Source organism: Vibrio satsumensis (assembly GCF_050337435.1).
Taxonomy (GTDB): Bacteria; Pseudomonadota; Gammaproteobacteria; order Enterobacterales; family Vibrionaceae; genus Vibrio; species Vibrio satsumensis.
Genome location: NZ_JAKJSX010000004.1, coordinates 407,799 through 428,831, shown reverse-complemented (window position 1 = coordinate 428,831; position 21,033 = coordinate 407,799). Strand labels below are relative to the sequence as shown.

The 21,033-nt window shown below is 44.8% G+C and carries 17 protein-coding genes; 12 read left to right on the top strand and 5 right to left on the bottom strand.

Translation table 11 applies throughout. The annotated features are described in order from the left end of the window. Positions 1-337: 337 nt before the first annotated feature. From phnX to phnW, 3 genes are all read right to left on the bottom strand, one after another. Entirely contained in the window at positions 338-1,156 is an 819-nt protein-coding gene (phnX, locus tag L4C44_RS04880; protein ID WP_048663347.1) for a phosphonoacetaldehyde hydrolase, read from the bottom strand. Between the two features lie 84 nt (positions 1,157-1,240). Further along, positions 1,241-2,680, bottom strand: a complete 1,440-nt coding sequence (locus L4C44_RS04875; protein ID WP_428804510.1) for an aspartate aminotransferase family protein — start codon at positions 2,678-2,680, stop codon at positions 1,241-1,243. After that, positions 2,680-3,783: a 2-aminoethylphosphonate--pyruvate transaminase gene (phnW, locus tag L4C44_RS04870; RefSeq protein WP_428804509.1), complete on the bottom strand. Its 1,104-nt coding sequence runs from the start codon at positions 3,781-3,783 to the stop codon at positions 2,680-2,682. The genes L4C44_RS04875 and phnW overlap by 1 nt, the downstream gene beginning before the upstream one ends. 382 nt (positions 3,784-4,165) lie before the next feature. Between phnW and L4C44_RS04865 the strand changes: the two genes are divergently transcribed. From L4C44_RS04865 to gntR, 12 genes are all read left to right on the top strand, one after another. Further along, positions 4,166-5,176, top strand: a complete 1,011-nt coding sequence (locus L4C44_RS04865) for a putative 2-aminoethylphosphonate ABC transporter substrate-binding protein (protein WP_017104203.1) — start codon at positions 4,166-4,168, stop codon at positions 5,174-5,176. 152 nt (positions 5,177-5,328) lie between these two features. Then, positions 5,329-6,750, top strand: coding sequence for an FAD-dependent oxidoreductase (locus tag L4C44_RS04860; RefSeq protein ID WP_428804508.1), 1,422 nt, complete (start codon positions 5,329-5,331; stop codon positions 6,748-6,750). Positions 6,751-6,977: 227 nt separating this feature from the next. Further along, the gene (locus L4C44_RS04855; protein WP_428804507.1) at positions 6,978-8,087 is read left to right on the top strand and encodes a putative 2-aminoethylphosphonate ABC transporter ATP-binding protein; all 1,110 of its coding nucleotides are present in this window, start codon (positions 6,978-6,980) and stop codon (positions 8,085-8,087) included. 21 nt (positions 8,088-8,108) lie between these two features. After that, on the top strand, positions 8,109-9,818 hold the full coding sequence (locus L4C44_RS04850; RefSeq protein WP_428804506.1) for a putative 2-aminoethylphosphonate ABC transporter permease subunit: 1,710 nt from the start codon (positions 8,109-8,111) through the stop codon (positions 9,816-9,818). Between the two features lie 68 nt (positions 9,819-9,886). Then, entirely contained in the window at positions 9,887-10,591 is a 705-nt protein-coding gene (gene phnR, locus L4C44_RS04845; protein ID WP_146490080.1) for a phosphonate utilization transcriptional regulator PhnR, read from the top strand. Between the two features lie 135 nt (positions 10,592-10,726). Continuing rightward, positions 10,727-11,629, top strand: a complete 903-nt coding sequence (locus L4C44_RS04840) for an EamA family transporter (protein WP_428804505.1) — start codon at positions 10,727-10,729, stop codon at positions 11,627-11,629. Positions 11,630-11,829: 200 nt separating this feature from the next. Then, positions 11,830-12,846, top strand: coding sequence for a TRAP transporter substrate-binding protein (locus L4C44_RS04835; protein ID WP_019820432.1), 1,017 nt, complete (start codon positions 11,830-11,832; stop codon positions 12,844-12,846). 65 nt (positions 12,847-12,911) lie between these two features. Continuing rightward, positions 12,912-13,469, top strand: coding sequence for a TRAP transporter small permease subunit (locus L4C44_RS04830; RefSeq protein WP_146490082.1), 558 nt, complete (start codon positions 12,912-12,914; stop codon positions 13,467-13,469). Beyond that, positions 13,462-14,784, top strand: a complete 1,323-nt coding sequence (locus L4C44_RS04825; RefSeq protein ID WP_012600364.1) for a TRAP transporter large permease — start codon at positions 13,462-13,464, stop codon at positions 14,782-14,784. The genes L4C44_RS04830 and L4C44_RS04825 overlap by 8 nt, the downstream gene beginning before the upstream one ends. Positions 14,785-14,902: 118 nt before the next feature. Beyond that, positions 14,903-15,400: a gluconokinase gene (locus tag L4C44_RS04820; RefSeq protein WP_146490083.1), complete on the top strand. Its 498-nt coding sequence runs from the start codon at positions 14,903-14,905 to the stop codon at positions 15,398-15,400. A gap of 3 nt (positions 15,401-15,403) precedes the next feature. Continuing rightward, on the top strand, positions 15,404-16,912 hold the full coding sequence (gene gndA, locus L4C44_RS04815) for an NADP-dependent phosphogluconate dehydrogenase (protein WP_428804504.1): 1,509 nt from the start codon (positions 15,404-15,406) through the stop codon (positions 16,910-16,912). A gap of 139 nt (positions 16,913-17,051) precedes the next feature. Continuing rightward, complete coding sequence (gene gntR, locus L4C44_RS04810) at positions 17,052-18,053, top strand: gluconate operon transcriptional repressor GntR (protein ID WP_146490085.1); 1,002 nt, start codon at positions 17,052-17,054, stop codon at positions 18,051-18,053. A 119-nt stretch (positions 18,054-18,172) separates the two neighbouring features. Here the strand turns inward: gntR and L4C44_RS04805 are convergent, their stop codons facing one another. Both L4C44_RS04805 and L4C44_RS04800 read right to left on the bottom strand, forming a co-directional pair. After that, positions 18,173-18,955 carry a siderophore-interacting protein gene (locus L4C44_RS04805; RefSeq protein WP_428804503.1) on the bottom strand — a complete coding sequence of 261 codons (783 nt, stop codon included), beginning with the start codon at positions 18,953-18,955 and terminating at the stop codon, positions 18,173-18,175. Between the two features lie 201 nt (positions 18,956-19,156). Beyond that, positions 19,157-20,635 (bottom strand): peptide MFS transporter, encoded by a 1,479-nt coding sequence (locus L4C44_RS04800; RefSeq protein ID WP_048669525.1) that lies wholly within the window; start codon positions 20,633-20,635, stop codon positions 19,157-19,159. Between the last annotated feature and the right edge of the window lie 398 nt (positions 20,636-21,033).

The following is a 21,033-nucleotide window of genomic DNA, read 5'->3' as shown; positions in this document are numbered from 1 at the left end:
ATCCTTGGATTAATTTTTATTGTTATCTGAACTGGCCATTAAATCGAAAACTTACCGTGTGGGACACTGCAACGGTAAGTAAATCAAGGCTTTAATTCAGTCAGGGCCTTTTCAGGAACTGTTAACACATTGTTAGTCTGATTGCTTATGAGAGTCAATGTGATTGTTGGGATTTATATTTTTCAAGGTGCCTATTTATAGCTTTTTTGTCGAAAAATTGTTGTCTCAAATGTTGGAAACGAAGAAACCTCGCATCATTTTTACGTGATACGAGGTTTCATTTTGCATGTGTGCGGATTATTGGGCTACAGACCCTGATTTGCAGAAGTGGCAGGAGTTATGGACGCTCACCTGCTAGTAAGCGCTTCTCGATATCAGCAATGATACCTGGCAGATCTGCAATAGTATCGATCAGGTAGTGTGGGTTTGATTTGTTTAGCTTCACGCTGGCTTTTTCACGTGCATCGGCGAGTGTTGCTTCATCTGCGTCTAAGTATTCTTGGTAGGTGAAGCCAGCTTCGTTGCCTGATAGTACAAGGCCTACTGTCCACATGCCTGCGTTGTGGCCTTCATCGATACCCGGCGCAGCGTCATCTACTTTCACACATGCAGCGACGTTTGTTACACCTAGATCTATCACGTTTTTAAGAGCCATAAATGGAGCTGGGCGGCCACCTTGAGGTAAGTCATCCGTTGCAACTACGTTGTCTGGTCGGTAACCGTAATCTGCCGCAGCAGGGATTAGCACATCCATCACTTCACGTGGGTAACCAGAACAAGAGCCAATTTTTACATTCTTTTCTTTTAGGTTATTTACAACTTCAATTGCGTTTAAAATTGGTGCTGCGTGGTCTGCTACTTTTGCTTTCTGAAGAGGCATGAATGCCGCGTAGATCGCATCAACGTCTTCACTTGTCATCGAGCGTCCGAACTGAGCCTTCCAACGAGCGTCAACAGCAGGAATTCGACCAACTGCTTGGATGTGGTCCCATTTGCCGATCCCCATAGGTTCACGCGCTTCTGCTAAGTCGATATCAAAGTTGAAACCTTGTCTGAATGCTTCAACGAAAATACTGGTTGGAGCAAATGATCCAAAATCAACGATAGTGCCAGCCCAGTCAAAGATAACCGCTTGGATAGGTGATGTTGTGTTCATAGTCGTGTCCTATTTCTGTTCTCTCCCAGCTAAAGTTGTTCTGGGAGATGAATGATTGTTTTAAGTTACTGGTTAGATGATGGTTTAAAGGTATTCAAAGTCTTTGCAGACTTTTGCTATCGCTTTTTCGAATACAGACAGAGCGACTTCTAATTCGCTGCGGCTGATGATCAATGGTGGACTCAATTGGATCACGTTACCTTGTGACACCTTAAAGCTCAGGCCATCGTTTAGACACTGGTAAAGCACCGCTTCTGCTTCATCGAAAGCTCGGTTTTTGGTGATGTGGTCAGTGACCAATTCGACCCCCCAGAGCAGGCCAATGCCGCGAATGTCACCAATGACTGGGTACTTCTCTTTCATTTGAAGTAGCTGTTCACGTACGAATGCGCTGTCTGCTTGTACTTTTTCAAGTAGGTTTTCTTGCTCAATCACTTCCATGGTCGCGAGTGCTGCCGCGCAGCCAATTGGGCTTTTCTCGTGGGTGTAGTGACCAAGAGATACTTGCGCTGCCGTGTTGTATTTGTCTTTAGTGATCATGGCTGCGATTGGTACTAAACCGCCGCCAAAACCTTTACCGATACAAAGGATGTCAGGTTCGATATCAAACGCTTGGTGAGTAAACCATTCGCCGCTACGACCCATGCCATTTGGGATGTCATCAATGATCAACATGACGTTGTGTTTGTCACAGATCTCACGGATGCGTCTCCAATAAGCCTTACTTGGCACTTGAACGTCTGTGTTACGCACTGCTTCCGCAATGAAGGCACCAATGCCACCTTCTTTTTCAATCACATACTCAAGGTAATCGGCGTAGTGAACATCACATGCGGTCTCGTTCGCATCACTGGAGTTTTGCCCGCGAAGCGAAAAAGAGTCATTGAGCGGAAAAGCACCACGATAGGAAACCGCTGGTGGAATACGTTCTACGCCAGCCATTAATGGCCCCATTCCTTCGCGGAAACACGCTTCGCCACCTACTGAAATTGCATCCAGCGACGCACCATGGAAGGAATCCCACAATGAAACGACTTTAAAGTTGTTGGTGATATGTCGAGCCAGTTTGAGCGCCATGCCGATCACTGATGTGCCACCTGGAGCAAACAACACGCGATTTAAATCACCACCGCAGATCTGTGTGAGTTTCTCAGCACACTGAACCGCAGTTTCATTGGTAAAGCGACGTGGTGAAAACGGCAATGACGCCATTTGTTGAGTCACTTTGTTAATGATGTGGGGGTGGCCATAACCCAACTGATGGACATTGTTGCCGTGAAAGTCCATGTACTTCTTGCCAGTCGCATCTTGAATGTAGATGCCTTCTGCGGCTTCAAGTGTATCTAGACAAGGCGTTGACATCGCTTGATGAAGAAATACGTCAGAGTCACGTTTTAACATCGCTTGAGTCGCATCATCGTTTAGCGACTCGTTCCATTTTTCACGAGCTGGTGTGGTGTTCACATCGCCTTCGCTTCGAAAGTGCGTCGCCTTTAGAACAGGCTCTTGGTTGGTCGTGGTCATTATTTGACGTCCCAGTACATAGCGTTTTTAACTGCGCCAATTAGGGCTTCAATGTCTGACGGGTAAACTTCACCAATGTTACCGATACGGAAGCAGTCTGCGTTTGAAACCTTGCCCGGATAAATTACAAACCCTTGTTCTTTCAACCGGTCGTAGAATTCCTTGAATTGGTAATCACTATGAGTTGGAGAATAGAAAGAGGTGATGATAGGTGAGTGAAGGTCATCATTGAGTAATGGTTCAAAACCAAGAGAGCGCATCCCTGAAACTAATGTGGTTTGGTTGGTTTGGTAGCGATTATGACGAGCTTCAATGCCGCCTTCTTGTTCCAATTCAAGTAGAGCTTGGTAGAAAGCACGCACTGTATGAGTCGGAGAGGTGAAGCGCCATTTACCATGATTGCTTTCCATGCAGTGCCACTGGTCAAACAGGTCAAGGCTTAATGAGCGAGCTTGGCCTTTGCACTTCTCGAGTTCCGATTGCTTGGCAATAACAAAGCCGAACCCCGGTACGCCTTGAATACATTTATTTGCCGAGCTGATCATGTAATCGATACCTAAGTCATCAATATCCATAGGGATACCACCAAAGCTCGACATCGCATCAAGAATGACGGTTTTATTGTGTTGTTTTGCCAATTTGGCAATGTCTTCAATTGGATTCAGCATGCCTGTGGTGGTTTCACAGTGGACAATCGCCACGTGAGTAATGTCTGAATCCGTAGCCAATGCCGTTTCCATTTCGTTCAAGTCAGGCTGTGATGTTTCACCTGGGGAAACAACATGGCATGGAATATTTAAATATTCTGCGATTTGAGCAATACGAGCACCATACGCGCCGTTATCAACAACAAGAAGCTTGCCGCTTTTAGAGATAACGCTACCGATTGTTGCTTCAACGGAAGCGGTGCCGCTACCTTGCATTAGTACGCTCGTATAACCCGTTTGCTTAGTCGCCAAAGTCACTAGCTTTCTACGAATCACTTCAACAACGTCTTTGTTGTATTCATCATCCCAAGTACACCAGTCTTTTAGCATCGCTTGGCGAACAGTTTCAGAAGTAGATAGAGGACCTGGTGTCAGTAGTAAGTATTCGTTTCTCATGTTCAATTCTCGTGATTTCTCGTTTTGGACTATACCAATATTTAGAGTTACTTTAACAACCAATTTAAACGGTCGTAAATAGCTCAAACATCATTTTCATAAAAGCTTCATATTCAAATACGTCGCTTGTCTTGAGAAAGTTTTCGATCTTGAAACTGCCATTTTTTGTTCATTTAACCGTCACAAAAGTCAATTAGGTTAGTACTCGTTATCTGGTACATACCAACACAAGGCGTGTACTAACAACCTAAATGAATTTATGGATATAGGCGCCTCTGATGAGGCTTCTAATTTAAGAAACGTTAAACCTCGGCAATTTTAATCCTCGGTAACTTTTAATTTTGGCAACTTCTCACTTTAGAGTTGGGCCTGACTGGAGAAAATGATGAAAAACCGTTTTATGAAAGGATCACTTGCAGCATTAGTTACTCTATTAGCTGGTAATGCTTATGCAGCACAGGAAGTGACGGTTTACACCGCTTTTGAAACTGACATTTTAGCGAAGTACAAAAATGCTTTTGAAAGTGAAAACCCAGACATCAACATCAAATGGGTGCGTGATTCTACCGGGATCATGACGGCAAAATTATTGGCTGAGAAAAACAACCCTCGTGCAGAAGTAGTATGGGGTCTTGCGGGTTCTTCTATGGCGTTACTTAAAGAAGAGGGCATTCTTAAGCCTTACACACCTCAAGGTGTAGAGGCGTTGCGTGCAAACCTTAACGACCCGCAATCTACTCAAGCTTGGTATGGCAATGACGCGTTCTTCAATGCAGTTTGTTTCAACGAAGTGGTTGCTAAGCAACTTAACTTACCTGCACCTAAATCTTGGGATGACCTAACGAAGCCTATCTACAAAGGTCACATTGCGATGCCAAATCCGGCGTCTTCTGGTACGGGCTACATGCAGGTTTCGGCTTGGTTACAAAACATGGGTGAAGACCAAGGTTGGAACTACATGCAGAAGCTAGATCAAAACATTGCTCACTACACGCACTCAGGTTCGAAGCCATGTGTTCAAGCAGGTATGGGTGAAGTGGCTATCGGTATTTCTATGGCGAGCCGCGGTGCGAAGCTAAAAACTCAAGGTGCGCCACTTTCTGTGATTACGCCTGAAGGTATCGGTTGGGAATCTGAAGCGGTAGGTCTTGTGAAGCCTTCGGATGCAGCGCAACGTGTTATCGATTGGTCTATCTCTAAAGCTGCGAATGAACTTTACATCGAAATGTACCCAGTTGTTGGCCATCAAGATGTAACAGGCAAAGCAGAGAACTTTCCGAACGTAGAGAAGAATATGGCGAAAATGGACTTCGCTCGCATGGGCAGCGAACGTGCAGATGTTCTGAAAACTTGGTCTGAGAAGTTTGACGCTAAATCAGAGCCAAAATCTTAATCTTTTGAGCTAGTTAGTTTATTGGCTACTTGGTTCATTAGACATTTAGTCCATTAAATACGCAGCCCATTAGAAGTTAGCAATCAGCAAAGGAAGGCTTCGGTCTTCCTTTTTTAGTTTTACGCCTTTAGGTTTTAAGTAAGGTACAACAAATGACAAAGCATTACTCATATTGGTTCAAGCAAGCATTGGAACAGGAATTTGGCAGTATTAATGCGGGACTAGATTCGGCTAAGCCGCTTCAAAAAGACGTTAATTGTGATATCGCCATTGTCGGCGGTGGTTACACTGGTTTATGGACGGCGATTTTAATCAAACAGCAACAACCTCAAAAGCACGTTGTGGTGATTGAAAAAGATTTGTGTGGCAGCGGTGCTTCTGGCGCGAACGGCGGGTGTATGCTGACGTGGTCGACAAAGTATCCAACGTTGAAAAAACTCTATGGAAAAGAACAAGCGAAATGGCTGGTTAAGGAGTCTGAAAAGGTCATTTACGAGATCGAAGCTTTCTGTAACGAACACAACATCGACGCGCATCTGTATCGCAGCGGTACCTATTACACGGCGACTAATCAAGCTCAAAAGGGTGGAATGGAGCCTGTTGTAAATGAATTGGTCAAGCAGGGCATAAATAGCTGGAAGAAGTGCGATCAGTCATTGCCTGATAAAGCGGGTTCAGATCGTCATATTGAAGGTTATTACTCGGAAGCCGCAGGCAGTGTGCAACCGGCTTTATTAGCGAGAGGCTTACGCCGAGTTGCGCTCGAATTAGGTGTCGAAATTCATGAAAACACTGAGATGACATCACTCGACTATGGCTCTCCGGCTCGAATTCAAACCAAAGGCGGGACGATCTATGCCGATAAAGTGATTTTGGCGCTCAACGCGTGGATGCTCGATCACTTCAAAGAGTTCAAACGCAGCATTGTGGTTGTTTCTTCAGATATGGTGGTGACCAAGCCTATTCCTGAAAAGCTCAAGCAATTTGGCCCAGAGAAAGGGGCGGCGGTGGTGGATTCGCGTATCTTTGTCCACTACTACCGAGATACCCAGGACGGACGACTCATGTTGGGCAAAGGCGGTAATAAGTTCTCGTTTGCCAATCAAGTTGAAAGCATGTTTAACCAAACGACCAACTACCTGCCGATTCTCAATCAATCTTTCCAAAAACTGTTCCCTAAACTGGAACAAAGTGAATTCGATTACAACTGGTCGGGTGGCTCAGATCGATCGGTAACAGGATTGCCATTTTTCGGTAATCTAAAAGGCCAAAAAAACATCTATTATGGGCTTGGTTACTCAGGTAATGGTGTTGCTCAAACTCGCATGGGAGGCAAAATTTTGTCTTCAATGGTACTCGATATCGACAATGCTTGGACACGAAGCGGTTTAACTAAAGGCCCATTAGGACACTTCCCGCCAGAGCCATTCCGTTGGGTAGGTGCGATGATGGTTCGTGATGCGGTACGAAGAAAAGAGAACGCGGAAGATTCGGGTAGCACGCCATTGTGGCTAGATAAACAGTTATCCAAACTCGCAGGTGCGGCGGGCAAAGCCGACAAGGTTGAATCATAGATTAATCTAGCGTTTAAATTAGAAGTTTACATTTAGGCTCTCCGTGATTTATGGGTAAGTCACTGAGGGCTTTCAACGTTGAACTAACTTTTAATGCTGAACAAATAGCAATCTTTAATGCTTATTATTTCTGCAATATAACTGTCATTTAGCTTCTATAAATTTGTCACTCAACTGCAATATTCAAAGTTTAAATTTGGTATATACCATTTAAAGAGTGCTGTAGTATGAGCAACCAAACTTATTTGAATATTGAAAACGTTGTAAAACAATTTGGCCAATTTACAGCGTTAAAAGACATATCCCTATCGATCGAAAAAGGTGAGTTCGTCTGTTTCCTTGGCCCGTCTGGCTGCGGTAAAACGACACTACTACGTGCGATTGCAGGACTGGATTTACCGACCTCAGGCTCGATTGAGCAAAATGGTAATGACACGACCTTCTTGCCACCAGAAAAGCGCGACTTTGGCATCGTGTTCCAATCTTACGCTTTGTTTCCAAATCTCACTGTGGAAGAAAACATTGCGATTGGTCTGAAAAACCAAGGCATGTCGACCAAAGAAGCCCTTGAGACGGTTGAGTCTTGGTTAGAGACCATCGGTTTACCAACGTCTGGTCAGAAATACCCAAATCAGCTATCTGGTGGACAACAGCAGCGTGTTGCTCTGGCTCGCGCATTAGCGTTGTCTCCAGGCTTGTTGCTACTCGATGAACCGCTTTCTGCATTGGATGCGAAGGTAAGAACACACCTGCGCGATGAGATCTGCCAATTGCAGCGTAAGCTGGGCATTACCACCATCATGGTGACCCATGATCAAGATGAAGCCTTAACAATGGCCGATCGTATTGTGGTCATGAATCATGGTGTTATCGAGCAAGTGGGTGCTCCGCAAGAAATCTATCAAAATCCAGTCAGCCGCTTTGTCGCTGAATTCGTTGGTAGTATGAACTTTATTCAAGCTTCTGTTGCTGCGAAAGGCAAAATGCGCATTGCAGAGTCGATGTTAGCGTTGCCAGTTTTAGATAACATGACCCCAAAGCATGGCGATCGTTTTGATATCGCGGTGCGTCCAGAGCAAATTCAGTTTGTTGATCGTTTTAACGAGTCTTTGCCAGTCAGGATCGTATCGAGCGAGTTCCTAGGGGCGTTTTATCGTGTTGAGTGTGAGCTGCAACATGACTCAACGGCGAAAGAGATCATCGTTGATGTATCAGTCAAAGAGTTTAATCGATTGAAACTGCGTCGCAGCGATATTCGTTACGTAGCGTTTGATGAAGAAGGTCTGAGAGCTTACCCATCTGAAAGCCTGCAAGTGATGAAAGACGAGGCGGCGTAAACAATCATGGAATCGACTCAAATGATGCAATCTAAGCTGCTAATTCAACGACGAGTACAACCTTTTCTGGCTCGGTTAAGCAAAGACAACGTAATCCTATTCGGGCTTCTGGCTTTTTTGTCTGTGGTCATGACGCTATTCATCCTGATGCCACTGTGGGCAATGTTGAAAAAGAGTGTTCAGAACGCAGACGGTGAATTTGTAGGATTACAGAATTTCGCAACGTATTTTGCTTCTCAAAGCCTGTGGCAGTCGGTAGGTAATACGTTTACTCTTGGGCTGTTAGTAACGGTTGTCGTGGGTGTATTAGCGTTTGGTTATGCCTATGCGTTGACTCGTTCATGTATGCCTTTCAAGGGGCTTTTTCAGGTGTTGGGCTCAGCGCCGATTCTAGCTCCATCGTTGCTTCCTGCGATCAGTTTGATCTTCTTATTTGGCAACCAAGGTATCGCCAAAGAAGTATTAGGGGGAAATTCGGTATACGGTTTGATTGGTATATCACTAGGCCTGATATTCTGGACGTTTCCACACGCCTTAATGATTTTAACTACTTCATTGAGAACCTCTGACGCTCGTCTTTATGAGGCGGCACGTGCACTCAATACTTCATCGCTAAAAACCTTCTTCATGGTGACGTTACCTGCGGCAAAATACGGTTTGATAAGTACCTTGATCGTTGTGTTTACGCTGGTGGTTTGTGATTTTGGTGTGCCAAAGGTGATTGGTGGTAGCTACAACGTTCTGTCTACCGATATCTTTAAGCAGGTAGTAGGGCAACAGAATTTCTCTATGGGCGCGGTGACCAGCATCCTATTGCTATTGCCTGCGTTGCTTGCGTTTACCGTTGACCGCTGGGTTCAAAAGAAACAGAAGAGCTTGTTTGATACTCGCTCCGTCGCTTATCAACCAGAGCCAAACACTCTACGTGATGGCGTGTGTTTACTCTATTGCACCGTAATTTCAGTGGCTGTTGTTATCGTGCTAGGTATGGCGATATACGGTTCTATGGTCACTTTCTGGCCTTGGAATAAAACGCTAACGCTAAATAACTATAACTTCGCAGAGATGAGTACTTATGGTTGGACGCCATTTTTCAACTCTTTAACCCTCGGCGCTTGGACTGCGATTATCGGTACCGTATTGATTTTCTTAGGCGCGTACTGCATTGAGAAGGGCAGAGCATTTGGTCCTGTTCGTCAGGCAATGCAGATGCTTAGTGTTGTGCCAATGGCGGTTCCGGGGATGGTTTTAGGCTTGGGCTATATCTTCTACTTCAATGATTTGAGCAACCCACTTAACTTCTTGTATGGCACGATGGCGTTCTTGGTCATCAACACTGTGGTTCACTACTACACAGTCGGGCACATGACAGCATTAACTGCATTAAAACAGCTGCCTGAGGAAATAGAAGCGACGGCGGCTTCGGTTAACCTACCGCAATACAAACTGTTCTTTAAGGTGACGGTACCCGTTTGTCTGCCGGCGATTTTAGATATTGCGACATACCTGTTTATTAATGCACTTACCACGACATCTGCGGTAGTATTCTTGTATTCTACCAATACGATCCCAGCATCAGTTTCAGTATTGAATATGGATGATGCGGGGCAAACGGGTGCAGCTGCTGCTATGGCGGTGATGATCATGATATCGGCAGCGAGCGCGAAGTTGATTCATATGTTAATCAACAAGTTATTCGAGAAGCGAACCCAAGCTTGGCGTAAACGCTAGCGAACCATTTTATATTGCAGTTGGCCAAGGAGTGGCTGACGACAAGAACAAGAATAAAAGGAAATGAAGTGCAGTACGTAAAAATCAAAGATGTCATCGTAGAGCAGATAGAGTCGGGGATGTTAACACCACGACAGAAGTTGCCTGCGGAGCGCAAACTGGCTGAATCGTTTGATACGACTCGAGTTACCTTACGTGAAGCCTTGTCTTCACTTGAAGCGGAAGGGCGTATTTATCGAGAAGACCGACGTGGTTGGTTTATCTCTCCCGAGCCGCTTCGTTATGACCCAACACAAACACTAAACTTCACCAATATGGCTCTGTCGCAGAACCGTAAGCCGAAAACAGAGTTGGTGGCAGCGAAAGGGATGTTGGCAACCAAGGAGGCGACTAAGCTTCTTGAGTTACAACCGTTCTCAGATGTTTATCGAGTCGACAGAGTTCGCTACCTTGAAGACAGGCCTGTTGTGTATGTGACTAACTACATTCGACCAGAGCTGTTTCCTAACTTGCTCGATTATGATCTGTCTAAATCACTGACGGACATCTACCGCGAGCACTTTGGCATGGTGTATCAGAAGATCCGTTATCGTGTGAGCACAACGTCTTTGCTTGGCGAAACCGCGCAAGCACTGCGTGCAACTTCTGGCTCTCCTGCAATGGTGGTTGAGCGTGTTAACTACAATCAAAACGGCGATTTGATTGATTGCGATATTGAGTATTGGCGTCATGACGCGATCAGTATTGAGTCGATAGCGCAGTTAGAGCGTTAGTCGTACGTTAGAACGCTGGCACATCTCACTTTAGGGATTTGCCCAACTGGAATGATCAAAGGTCTCTTATCTGGAGGCCTTTTTTATCCCCTGTTTTCAGCGACTGCTTTTATCAGTCAATAAGTTAGGAATGAAATGGAATTCTCTGCCATCATCATCGTGATTATTTCGGCTCTGCTGCATGCGGGCTGGAATGTTCTAGGTAAATCAAATCAAGGATCGGGCTCGTCTTTCTTCTTAGCCTCTGGGGTTGCTGCCGCAGCGATATTGACGCCATATTTGATTTGGTATGTTCACAGTGTAGGGCTATCAAATATCTCACTTCCATTTTGGCAGTTGGTTTTCTTGAGTGGGATTTGCCAAATCGTCTATTTGATTGGGTTGGGTGCTGCCTATAAACAAGCTGATATCGGTGTGATCTATCCAATGGCACGAGCACTACCTGTGTTAATGGTTGGCTTGGGTACAGTGTTGATTGGTTATGAGCTGTCACCTAATCAATGGATGGGATTTGCACTGATTACATTGGGTTGTTTGTTTGTACCACTTAAGCAATTCTCTGAGTTGAGGCTCAAGGCTTACCTTAATCTTGGTGTGTTGTGGGCGTTAATCGCCGCCATTGGAACCACGGGTTACTCCATTATTGATAAAGAGGCGCTTCTATTATTAGAGCCTCTAAGTACACCCACCATTACTAACAAGCACACAGCAGTTTTTTACCTGGGTATTCAATTTTGGGCGATCGTGATTCCGCTTAGTATTTGGTTATTCGCAACCAACCAAAGAGTCGAGTTCACCAACGCATGGATACTACGTAAGAAAGCTACGATTGCAGGCATTATGATGGCATCGACTTATGGTTTAGTGTTATTTGCAATGACCATGACAGAGAACGTCAGCTTGGTTGTGGCGCTTAGGCAAGTAAGTATCATCTTTGGTGTTGTGATGGGGATCTACTTTTTAAAGGAAAAGTGGCACGCCACTCGCGGTGTAGGCGTTGTTTTTATCATTGCTGGTTTAGTTATCTCACTGATTTAAAAATAAATTAAATCATGCTTCCAACCTATAATGTGACTTTTCAGCCACATTTTTCTTATTGATAGCAAACGTTTTACCAATGTTAAAGATGTGATCCTTCTCATAGACAAGGTTGTAAAGTTACCGGTAACATCGTCCCTAACGTTACCGGTAACATATAACAACAAACCGGACTCTGTGAAACTCATAAGGATACCCAAATGAAAGCTCTGACTAAAACGCTGATTGCTGCTTCCCTCACTGGCCTATTTGCTACATCAGCAATGGCTGCAGACTTTAAACTTAAGATTCAATCTTCAGATCCATCTGGTGATTTGAACTTCAAGGTTCAGCAAAAGTGGGCTGAGCGTGTAGAGACGATGTCTAACGGACGCATCGACATCGACCTTCTGCCTGTAGGCGCTGTGGTTAAACACACTGAAACGCTGGGCGCGATCAAGATGGGCATCCTTGATGGTCATATCACAGCAACAGGTTACTTCTCTGGTAAAGATCCAGCATTTGGTCTTATCGGTAATATGGTTGGTGCATGGTCAGACACAACACAACTGCTTCAGTACATGAACTACGGTGGCGGTAACGAGCTAATGACTGAGCTTTACAAGCCTTACGGTGTTCAGTTCGTTGGTGCCTCAACAACAGGTGTTGAGTCTTTCATCTCTAAAAAGCCAATTGACGGTGTCGCGGATCTTAAAGGTCTTAAATTGCGTGCGCCTGAAGGCCTAGTACAACAAGTGTTTGCAGCAGCAGGTGCGACTCCAGTAAACCTTCCGGGTTCTGAAGTATTTACCGGTCTAAGCAAGGGCGTAATTGATGCTGCGGACTACACAGTGTTCTCTACTAACCAAAAAGCGGGCATGAACGATATTGCGACGCATCCAGTTCAACCGGGCTTCCACTCACTGCCGCTTATCGATATCTCAGTATCTCAGAAGAAATGGGACAAGATGCCTGCTGATCTACAAACAATCTTACAAACATCCGTGCGTGACTTCTCTTACGACATGACGACTCAGTTAAAAATGGCTGACCAAGCAGCAGTTAAAGAAGCACAAGCGAACCCAGAAATTACGATTCATGATTGGTCTCAAGAAGAGCGTAAGAAGTTCCGTGAGATCGCAAAAGGTCAATGGAAAGTATTTGCAGAGCGCTCTGATAACGCACAGAAAGTTTACACCTCAGTTACCGTGTTCCTAGAAGAAAACGGCTTACTGTAACTTAAACTTAGCTTACTGACGTGGGAGGGCATTGCTCTCCCGTATTTTCCCAGGAAATTTGGCCCATGACAGACAAAATCCCCCACGCCCCAGCTGAAAACGACGAACAACCAAGAAACACACTTGACCGTCTTATTATAAAGTTCAGTAACCTCGTTAGCTGGTTGTTTATTTTTACAGTATTGATTTCATTTTACGAAGTTGTGATGCGTTATGCATTTGATGCCCCGACCACATGGGTACATGAAACGGCTTCTTTCATCGGTGGTTCTTTATTCATTATTGGTGGCATCTACGCTTTTGCTGCGAATAAGCACGTACGTGTGGTTCTTATCTACGATTCAGTCTCTAACCAAGCACGTAAATATCTTAATCTTGTTCACCATATTGTTGGTTTAGCCTTTGCTGGCATGCTTGCTTACGCGGCTTATTTCACCGCAGAAGAAGCGTGGTTTGCACCATGGGGTGAATTCCGCCTTGAAACATCAGGCTCAGTGTTAAACGCGCCTTATCCAGCGCTGCTGAAAGGCCTGATTTTTGTCGTTTTGTGTGTTCTTGTTGTCCAGTTTGTATTGCACCTAATCCAAGAGTTGATGGGTCTAAGGAAGAATGACGATGTTTGATTTATCTTCTATTGGTATTGCATGGGGCAGTTTGCTCATGCTGGTTATGATGATTGGCTTGCTACTAACGGGTATGCAGCTTGCGTTCGTAACAGGCTTCGTCGCGATCTTCTTCACTCTATGCTGGTTTGGCCCAGATGCATTACCTTTGATTGCAAGTCGCACTTACAGCTTTGCTTCTGGTTATGTGTTCCTAGCAGTACCCATGTTTGTATTGATGGCTGCTTTACTAGACCGTTCGGGCATTGCTCGTGATTTGTTTGATGCAATGAAATCTGTTGGCCGTAAGGTTCGCGGTGGTGTTGCGGTACAAACATTATTAGTTGCGGTTCTATTGGCTTCAATGTCGGGCGTTATCGGCGGCGAAACCGTTCTTCTTGGTATTCTTGCTCTGCCACAGATGCTTCGCTTAGGGTATGACCGTAAGCTTGCGATCGGTACAACATGTGCAGGTGGTGCTCTCGGCACCATGCTTCCACCAAGTATCGTGCTGATCATCTATGGTATGACAGCCAGCGTATCAATCGGTGACTTGTTCAAAGCTTCTTTCTTACCAGCGTTTATCCTCGCAGGCTGTTACATCGGCTACGTATTGATTCGTTGTAAGTTGAACCCTTCTCTTGCGCCTATTCCTAGTGATGATGAAACAGAGGAAGACATCGCGAATCAGCCTAGCTACTTCAAGGCCCTGTTTTTCCCACTGCTATCAGTCGCAACGGTTTTAGGCAGTATCTACACAGGTATCGCATCAGTAACAGAAGCGTCTGCTTTAGGTGTGGTTGGTATCATGATCAGTGCACTAATCCGTGGCGAGCTGAACTACAACATGTTGAAAGAGAGTGCCATCGCGACAATGCGTACCTGTGGCATGATCATGTGGATTGGTATCGGTGCAAGTGCTCTGGTTGGTATCTACAACCTAATGGGCGGTATTGATTTTGTTGAAGAAACCATCCTTGCACTCAGTGGCGGCAACGCAACAGTAACACTGCTAATCATGATGGCTATCTTGCTGGTTCTAGGTATGTTCCTTGACTGGGTAGGTGTGGCACTTCTAACAATGCCAATCTTTGTTCCAATCATCACTGGCCTTGGTTTCGACCCAGTTTGGTTTGGTGTTGTGTTCTGTCTAAACATGCAGGTGTCTTTCTTGTCACCTCCATTTGGTCCGGCGGCGTTCTACTTGAAATCGGTAGCACCGAAAGACATCAGCTTAGGTGAGATTTTCTCTTCACTACTGCCGTTCATTGCACTTCAAGTATTGGTTCTGGCACTGGTTATTATCTTCCCTCAGCTCGCGCTTTGGTGGCAATAACAATGAAGGTTCCCGAGCAAACTTAACGTTCAGGAACCGACCAGCAGTAACACAAGTTTAACTATTAGATTCGATTGTCAGCTCCAGTATTAGTTGGGGCTTAGGGAAGGCTTGCCTTATGAAAAGCAAAAAAATACTCGTGATGGGCGTATCTGGATGCGGAAAAAGCCTGATTGGTAGCCGTATCGCACTGGCTTTAGATCTTCAATTCTTTGATGGGGATGACTTCCATCCGCAAAGCAATGTAGAAAAAATGCGCCAAGGTATTCCGCTGACTGACGAAGATCGTCAAGGATGGCTAGAAACACTTAATAAGCAATATATCGAACAACCAAGCGCTGTGATCGCTTGCTCGGCACTAAAGCCGCAATACCGCGATATTCTGCGCAACAACAATGAAGATTTGGTGATTGTATACCTACAGGGCAGTTTCGATACGATTTGGAATCGTCATAAAGCTCGTGAAAATCATTATTTTAACGGTCAAGAGATGTTGAAAAGCCAGTTTGAAACCTTGGTTGAACCTGAGCTAGGTGAAGCGTTATTTGTCGATATCTCGCAAGATGTTGAGCAAGTCGTAGAAAGTGCACTTAAACAAATTAAGCAGATAGGCTAAACCATGACTCAGATAAAAAATGACATCGCGATGATTGGTTTAGGTGTAATGGGCAAAAGCTTAGCGCTTAACCTACTCGACAATGGGTTCAATGTTTCGGGTTTTGATTTAAACGCTGACAACATTGAACGTGCAAATTCAGAAGCGAAGCAGCTTAATGAATCCTTTGACGGCAAAGGTCAGTTCACTAAAGGCACTAGCCTTGAACATGTATTACAGAGCTTAGCAAAACCACGTGTTATAGCGTTATCGGTTCCTGCAGGAAAACCTGTCGATATCGTCGTGAATAATCTACTTGATGCAGGTTTGGAGAGCGACGATATTGTTATCGATACGGGTAACAGTTTATGGACTGATACCGAGGCGCGTGAACAGGATTACAAAGGTAAACTTCGTTTCTTCAGTACCGCAGTGTCTGGTGGTGAAGAGGGAGCGCGTGTTGGCCCTGCGCTGATGGCGAGTGGTGACCAGTCTGCTTGGCAATATGTGAAGCCTATGTGGGAAGCGATTGCTGCAAAAGTGGATGCGAACGGTTTACCTGTTGCTCAATTTGAAGCGGGTGAGGCGTGCGCTGCGTATGTTGGCCCTTCTGGCACAGGTCATTACGTTAAGATGGTGCACAACGGCATTGAATACGCCGATATGCAGCTCATCTGCGAAGTGTACCATTTCATGCGTGATGTTCTGGAAATGCCAGCTCAAGAGATTGGTCAAGTCTTTGAACAGTGGAATAACGGTGTTCTAAATAGTTACCTGATGGAAATCAGCGCGGATATTCTTCAGCAAGACGACATTGTTACTGGGAAGCCTTTTGTTGATGTCGTGTTGGATAAAGCCGGGCAGAAAGGCACTGGGTTGTGGACTGCGGTGAATAGTCTACAAGAGGGTTGTCCAACGCCAACCATTGCACAGGCGGTCTATGCACGTGCGATGAGCGGTCAAAAATCACAACGTATTCAAGGTCGCCAGCTTCTAAAAGGCAATATTGCGGATGCCAGCCAATTGGACAAAGCGGAGGTTGTCTCTGAGCTTCATGACGCTCTCTACTGCGCCAAGCTATCTGTTTATGCTCAAGGCTTTGACTTGTTGAAAACAGCGTCAGACAAAGAAGGTTGGAACCTAGATTTCACCCAAATCGCTAAGATTTGGCGAGCAGGTTGTATTATCCGTGCTGCTTTTTTGCAAAATATCACTTCGGCTTACCAGCAAAATAGTGAGTTAGCGAACCTGTTGTTTGATGAGGCTTTCATCAAACAAGTGGAAGAACGTGAATTGGCTTGGCGTATCGTCGTGGCTAATTCTGCTTTATATGGTGTGCCGATGCCGGGCATCAGCTCTGCATTAAGTTACTTTGATTCTTTGCGCTGCGAAGTGTTGCCAGCGAATTTACTGCAGGCACAACGGGATTACTTCGGTTCTCACACTTATTCGCGAGTCGATAGAGATGAGACTGATAAGTTTCACGTGACTTGGAGTCAGTCTCCAAGAACAGAAGTTAAAGTTAACGCTTAAACAATGTATAACGCCCTCGCTACGAGGGCGTTTGTAATTGTGATGCTATATCAACCTTTTAGTAAATTAGGCTTCAAATTCCAAGTCAGTTGGATACACTGTTACCAGTAACATAACTCAAAAATAATAATTATTAATTATGTCGAATAAGAAAAAACGTCCTACATTACAAGATGTTGCCAACTTAGTTGGTGTCACCAAGATGACCGTGAGTCGCTGTCTGAGAGATTCATCTCAAGTATCAGAAGCGCTACGAGACAAGATCAACGCCGCAGTCGATGAACTGGGCTACATCCCTAACCGCGCACCAGATATTCTTTCCAATGCAAAGAGCAACGCGATAGGCGTGCTGGTTCCCTCGCTAACCAACCAAGTTTTTGCTGAAGTGATCCGAGGTATCGAGCAAGTCACCGCGCCAGCAGGCTATCAAACCATGATTGCCCACTACGGCTATAGCGCAGAACTGGAAGAACAGAGTATTGCTTCGCTGCTCTCATACAATGTGGATGCGATCATTCTGTCTGAGAATGTGCATACCGATAGGGCGCGTAAGATGCTGCAGACCGCTTCTATCCCAGTCATTGAGATTATGGACTCGGTATCACCAAGAATTGAACAAGCTGTCGGCTTTGATAACTTCGAGGCGGCTAGAGCGATGACCAAAACCATGCTCGACAGAGGACGCACCAATATCGCTTACTTAGCAGCACGTATGGATGAACGAACTCGCTTAAAAATGGCCGGCTATGAACATGCGATGCAGGAAGCTGACAAAACGCCTGTAACACTGCAAACGGAAGACGCTTCCTCATTTACTCTCGGCGCTAAACTGATTGGTGAGTTACTTGAGAAGCACCCTGAAGTGAATGGCATTTTCTGCACGAACGATGACTTGGCAATCGGTGCTTTCTACGAATGTGTACGTCGTGGTATTCAAGTACCAGAACAGATGGCGATTGCAGGTTTCCACGGGCACGACATCACAGTGGCGATGACACCTCGATTAGCCACTGTGGTTACACCTAGGGAGCAAATTGGTAAAGTCGCTGCAGAGCAAGTTGTGGCGCGTTTAAAAGGCAACAAAGAGTGGGTTGCCAAGCTTGATCTTGGTTACGAGATTGAAGTGGGTGAGAGTATTTAATCTGACAGGTCGGTTTTGCTTTTCATTGGATTCATACCAAAACGCCCTGAACTTCGTTAAGGGCGTTTTCAATTTGTCTTTCTCTGCTTTTAGTATCAAGGCTTGTCTAACAACGATCTTTAGCTCGCTAAGGCCTGAGCATCCTGCTGTTTCAACACTTTGTGACCATCTTCAGTGACGCCACGCTTCCAATAACTGCTGATGTAAATGTTCTCTTTTTCTACTTCTTTTTCGTTACGGAAGTATTGTCTCAGCTCGCGCATGCTTTCAAATTCACACGCTGTCCAAATCGAAACCTGACCGTCTAACCATTCTGAATTGCGAACCGTTCGTGACAGGGATTCTGAGGTTTCGTCTTCAATTAACCAAGTGATCTTGATCCCTTCAGGTGCTTCAAGTGTTTGCTTATCTGCTGCTGAATTAATCTGAATGACAGCATGGCCCGTTGCTGTTTCTGGAAGTGTTTTCACTTTTGCAGAAAGCGCAGGCAATGACGTCATGTCTGCCACTAAGAAGAACCAGTCAGACTCAAGATTTAGCCCTTGAATCAAACCTGGGCCAGCCACTGAAATCGTGTCACCCACTTCTGCGTTCATTGCCCAGCGTGCGGCAAAGCCACATTGCAGATCTGTAGTGATGTGACGAACGAAATCAACCTCAATCCACTTTTCTACAGGGTTGTATTGTCGAATGGTGTAGGTGCGCATAGTAGGGCGTTCACCTTCGTTCAGTTGGCTTAAATCGGTTGTGCCTAATGGCGAGAATAAAAGCTTGATGTAGCCGCCGGCACATTCTGTTGGATACTTACTTAACCCCTCACCGCTAAGCGTTATACGCTGCATGTTTGGAGTAATGGTTGAGGTTTGAGTAACAGTTAATGTGATAGGGCTAGGCTTGCTCATATAGGGCTCTCTTAGATTTTGATTTCCACATCATAATCCTGAACCAGAAAACACTCAATACTAATAGTTATCATTTACTTTTATTTACACAGATGCAACGTAACTTGAATGCTCTGATCTATATTGACAACAACCTCAACAAAAAAGCCCTTTAGAAAACTAAAGGGCTTGATGTATTAGAGCGGGTTAACGTGATCAGAATTAGCTGTTTGCTTGCTCTAGTTCAATCGTTTCGTCAGCGGCTTTTGCAGCTTCTAGCATCTTACGAATAATGAACGATGCAGCCATTGCGATACCCACCATCACTACCGCTAAAACGGTCAGCATTTGGAAGTAGTCACCGTAAACCGTTTGCACGATTTCTTGTGTGATTTCTTGACCTTTCTCTAGTGCAATAGACGTTGAGAATACGGCACCAACAATGCCTGATAGTGCGATAGCAACAGAGAACAAACTTACAGAGAAGTTCTCGATGTGTTTAGGTGCAACAGACAGGATGAAGGCTACAACCATTGAACCTACAATCACTTCACCAAACGCTAGGAAGAAGTGGATCGCTAGGAAGACTTCTGGGCGGATCAGAACATCATCACCAACTGTGGTTACTGCCATCGTAAGGATACCGAAAGCGATAGCCGTAAGGATGAACGAGAAACCTACTTTGGTTGCAGTAGAGAAGTTAATGTTTTTCTTTTCTAGGTTAGAGAAGATACCCGCAATGATTGGGCCTGCAACCATACACCATAATGGATTCATTGCCATCGAAGCTTCAGGTGCGACAGGGATGAAGCCGAATAGGTCACCACGCATTGTGTTGATCGCTACCATTGTCATCGATGTCATCATCTGGCCGTAGTACACGAAGAAACATGTCGTCAGGAATGTGATGATTAAGATTGTGCCCATTTTAAGCATGTCTGATTTCTTCGATTTCATCATCAAAGAAACAAAATAGATGATCGCTGCACCGCCAATTGCGTATACGATGTTTTGGCCAATATCCATGTTAGAGAACATGAAGAATACTAAGCCAATCATAGCGGCAGAAAGACCAAGGAAGGCTGCCCAGTTTTTCGTACTTACTGGTTGTTGATCGATTTCTGCACTTGCTTCAACAAGGCCTTTGCGAACAAAGATCATCATCAGAAGCGCCGCACCCGCTAGAACAGCAGAAAGAAGGAAACCACCGTGGAAACCAACAACAAGCACTAGCATTGGGAATAAGTATTGACCTAGCAGAGCACCAATATTGTTTACTGAGTAGTTGATTGGGTAGCAGTTCTCAAAGTCTTCTTGAGTTTTGAACGTGCGTTTGTAAAGACTTGGGTAAGAAGGGGACATCAAACCACGTGCATAACTTGCTAACGCAATACCACACAATGCCATAGGCACATTGGTTGCTGCAGCGCCTAGTACTAGTAAAACGTAACCACTCGCGAATCCCAGAAAAGCGATGGTTAAAGAACGATAAGCACCTAAGAATTTGTCGGCGATAAAGCCACCTGCGATAGCAAATAGCGGTCCGATTGCAGAGAAAGCACCAACAACCATCATGGTGTCGGCTTCATTGTAGTTCAGATCTTCAAGGAAGAAACGAGTCAAGATCACCATGACGCCATAGAACGAAAGTCCGAACATCATTTGGCAGAACATCATTGATTTGTTTAATCTATTCCACATTATTTTATTCTCACATTTGTATTAATATGTAGTGTAATTACCCAATTATAATATCATTGGTGGTAATACATAAACTGAAACATCTATCCCAAACCGAACTTTACTCGATATATCTTTTCTTATGAGTGCATTCATATTTCTCATGAATGAAATTTGCAACGTTAGATTTTGCTAGTGGATGCATAGCGGTTTGAAATTTAGCCGCCATCATTTGCGGCTAAGTAATGAACTAATAAAGGGAAAGTTAGAGGCATCTATCTGGTAAAGTGTTTTGAGTGAGTATTACTTTCAATTGGCTGCTGGGCTTTAGCCAATAAAAAAGCCAGCTTAGTGGCTGGCTTTGTTGAGATATTGAAACCTAAGTTTACAAGAATGCCGTCTCTATAGAGGCTTTCTCC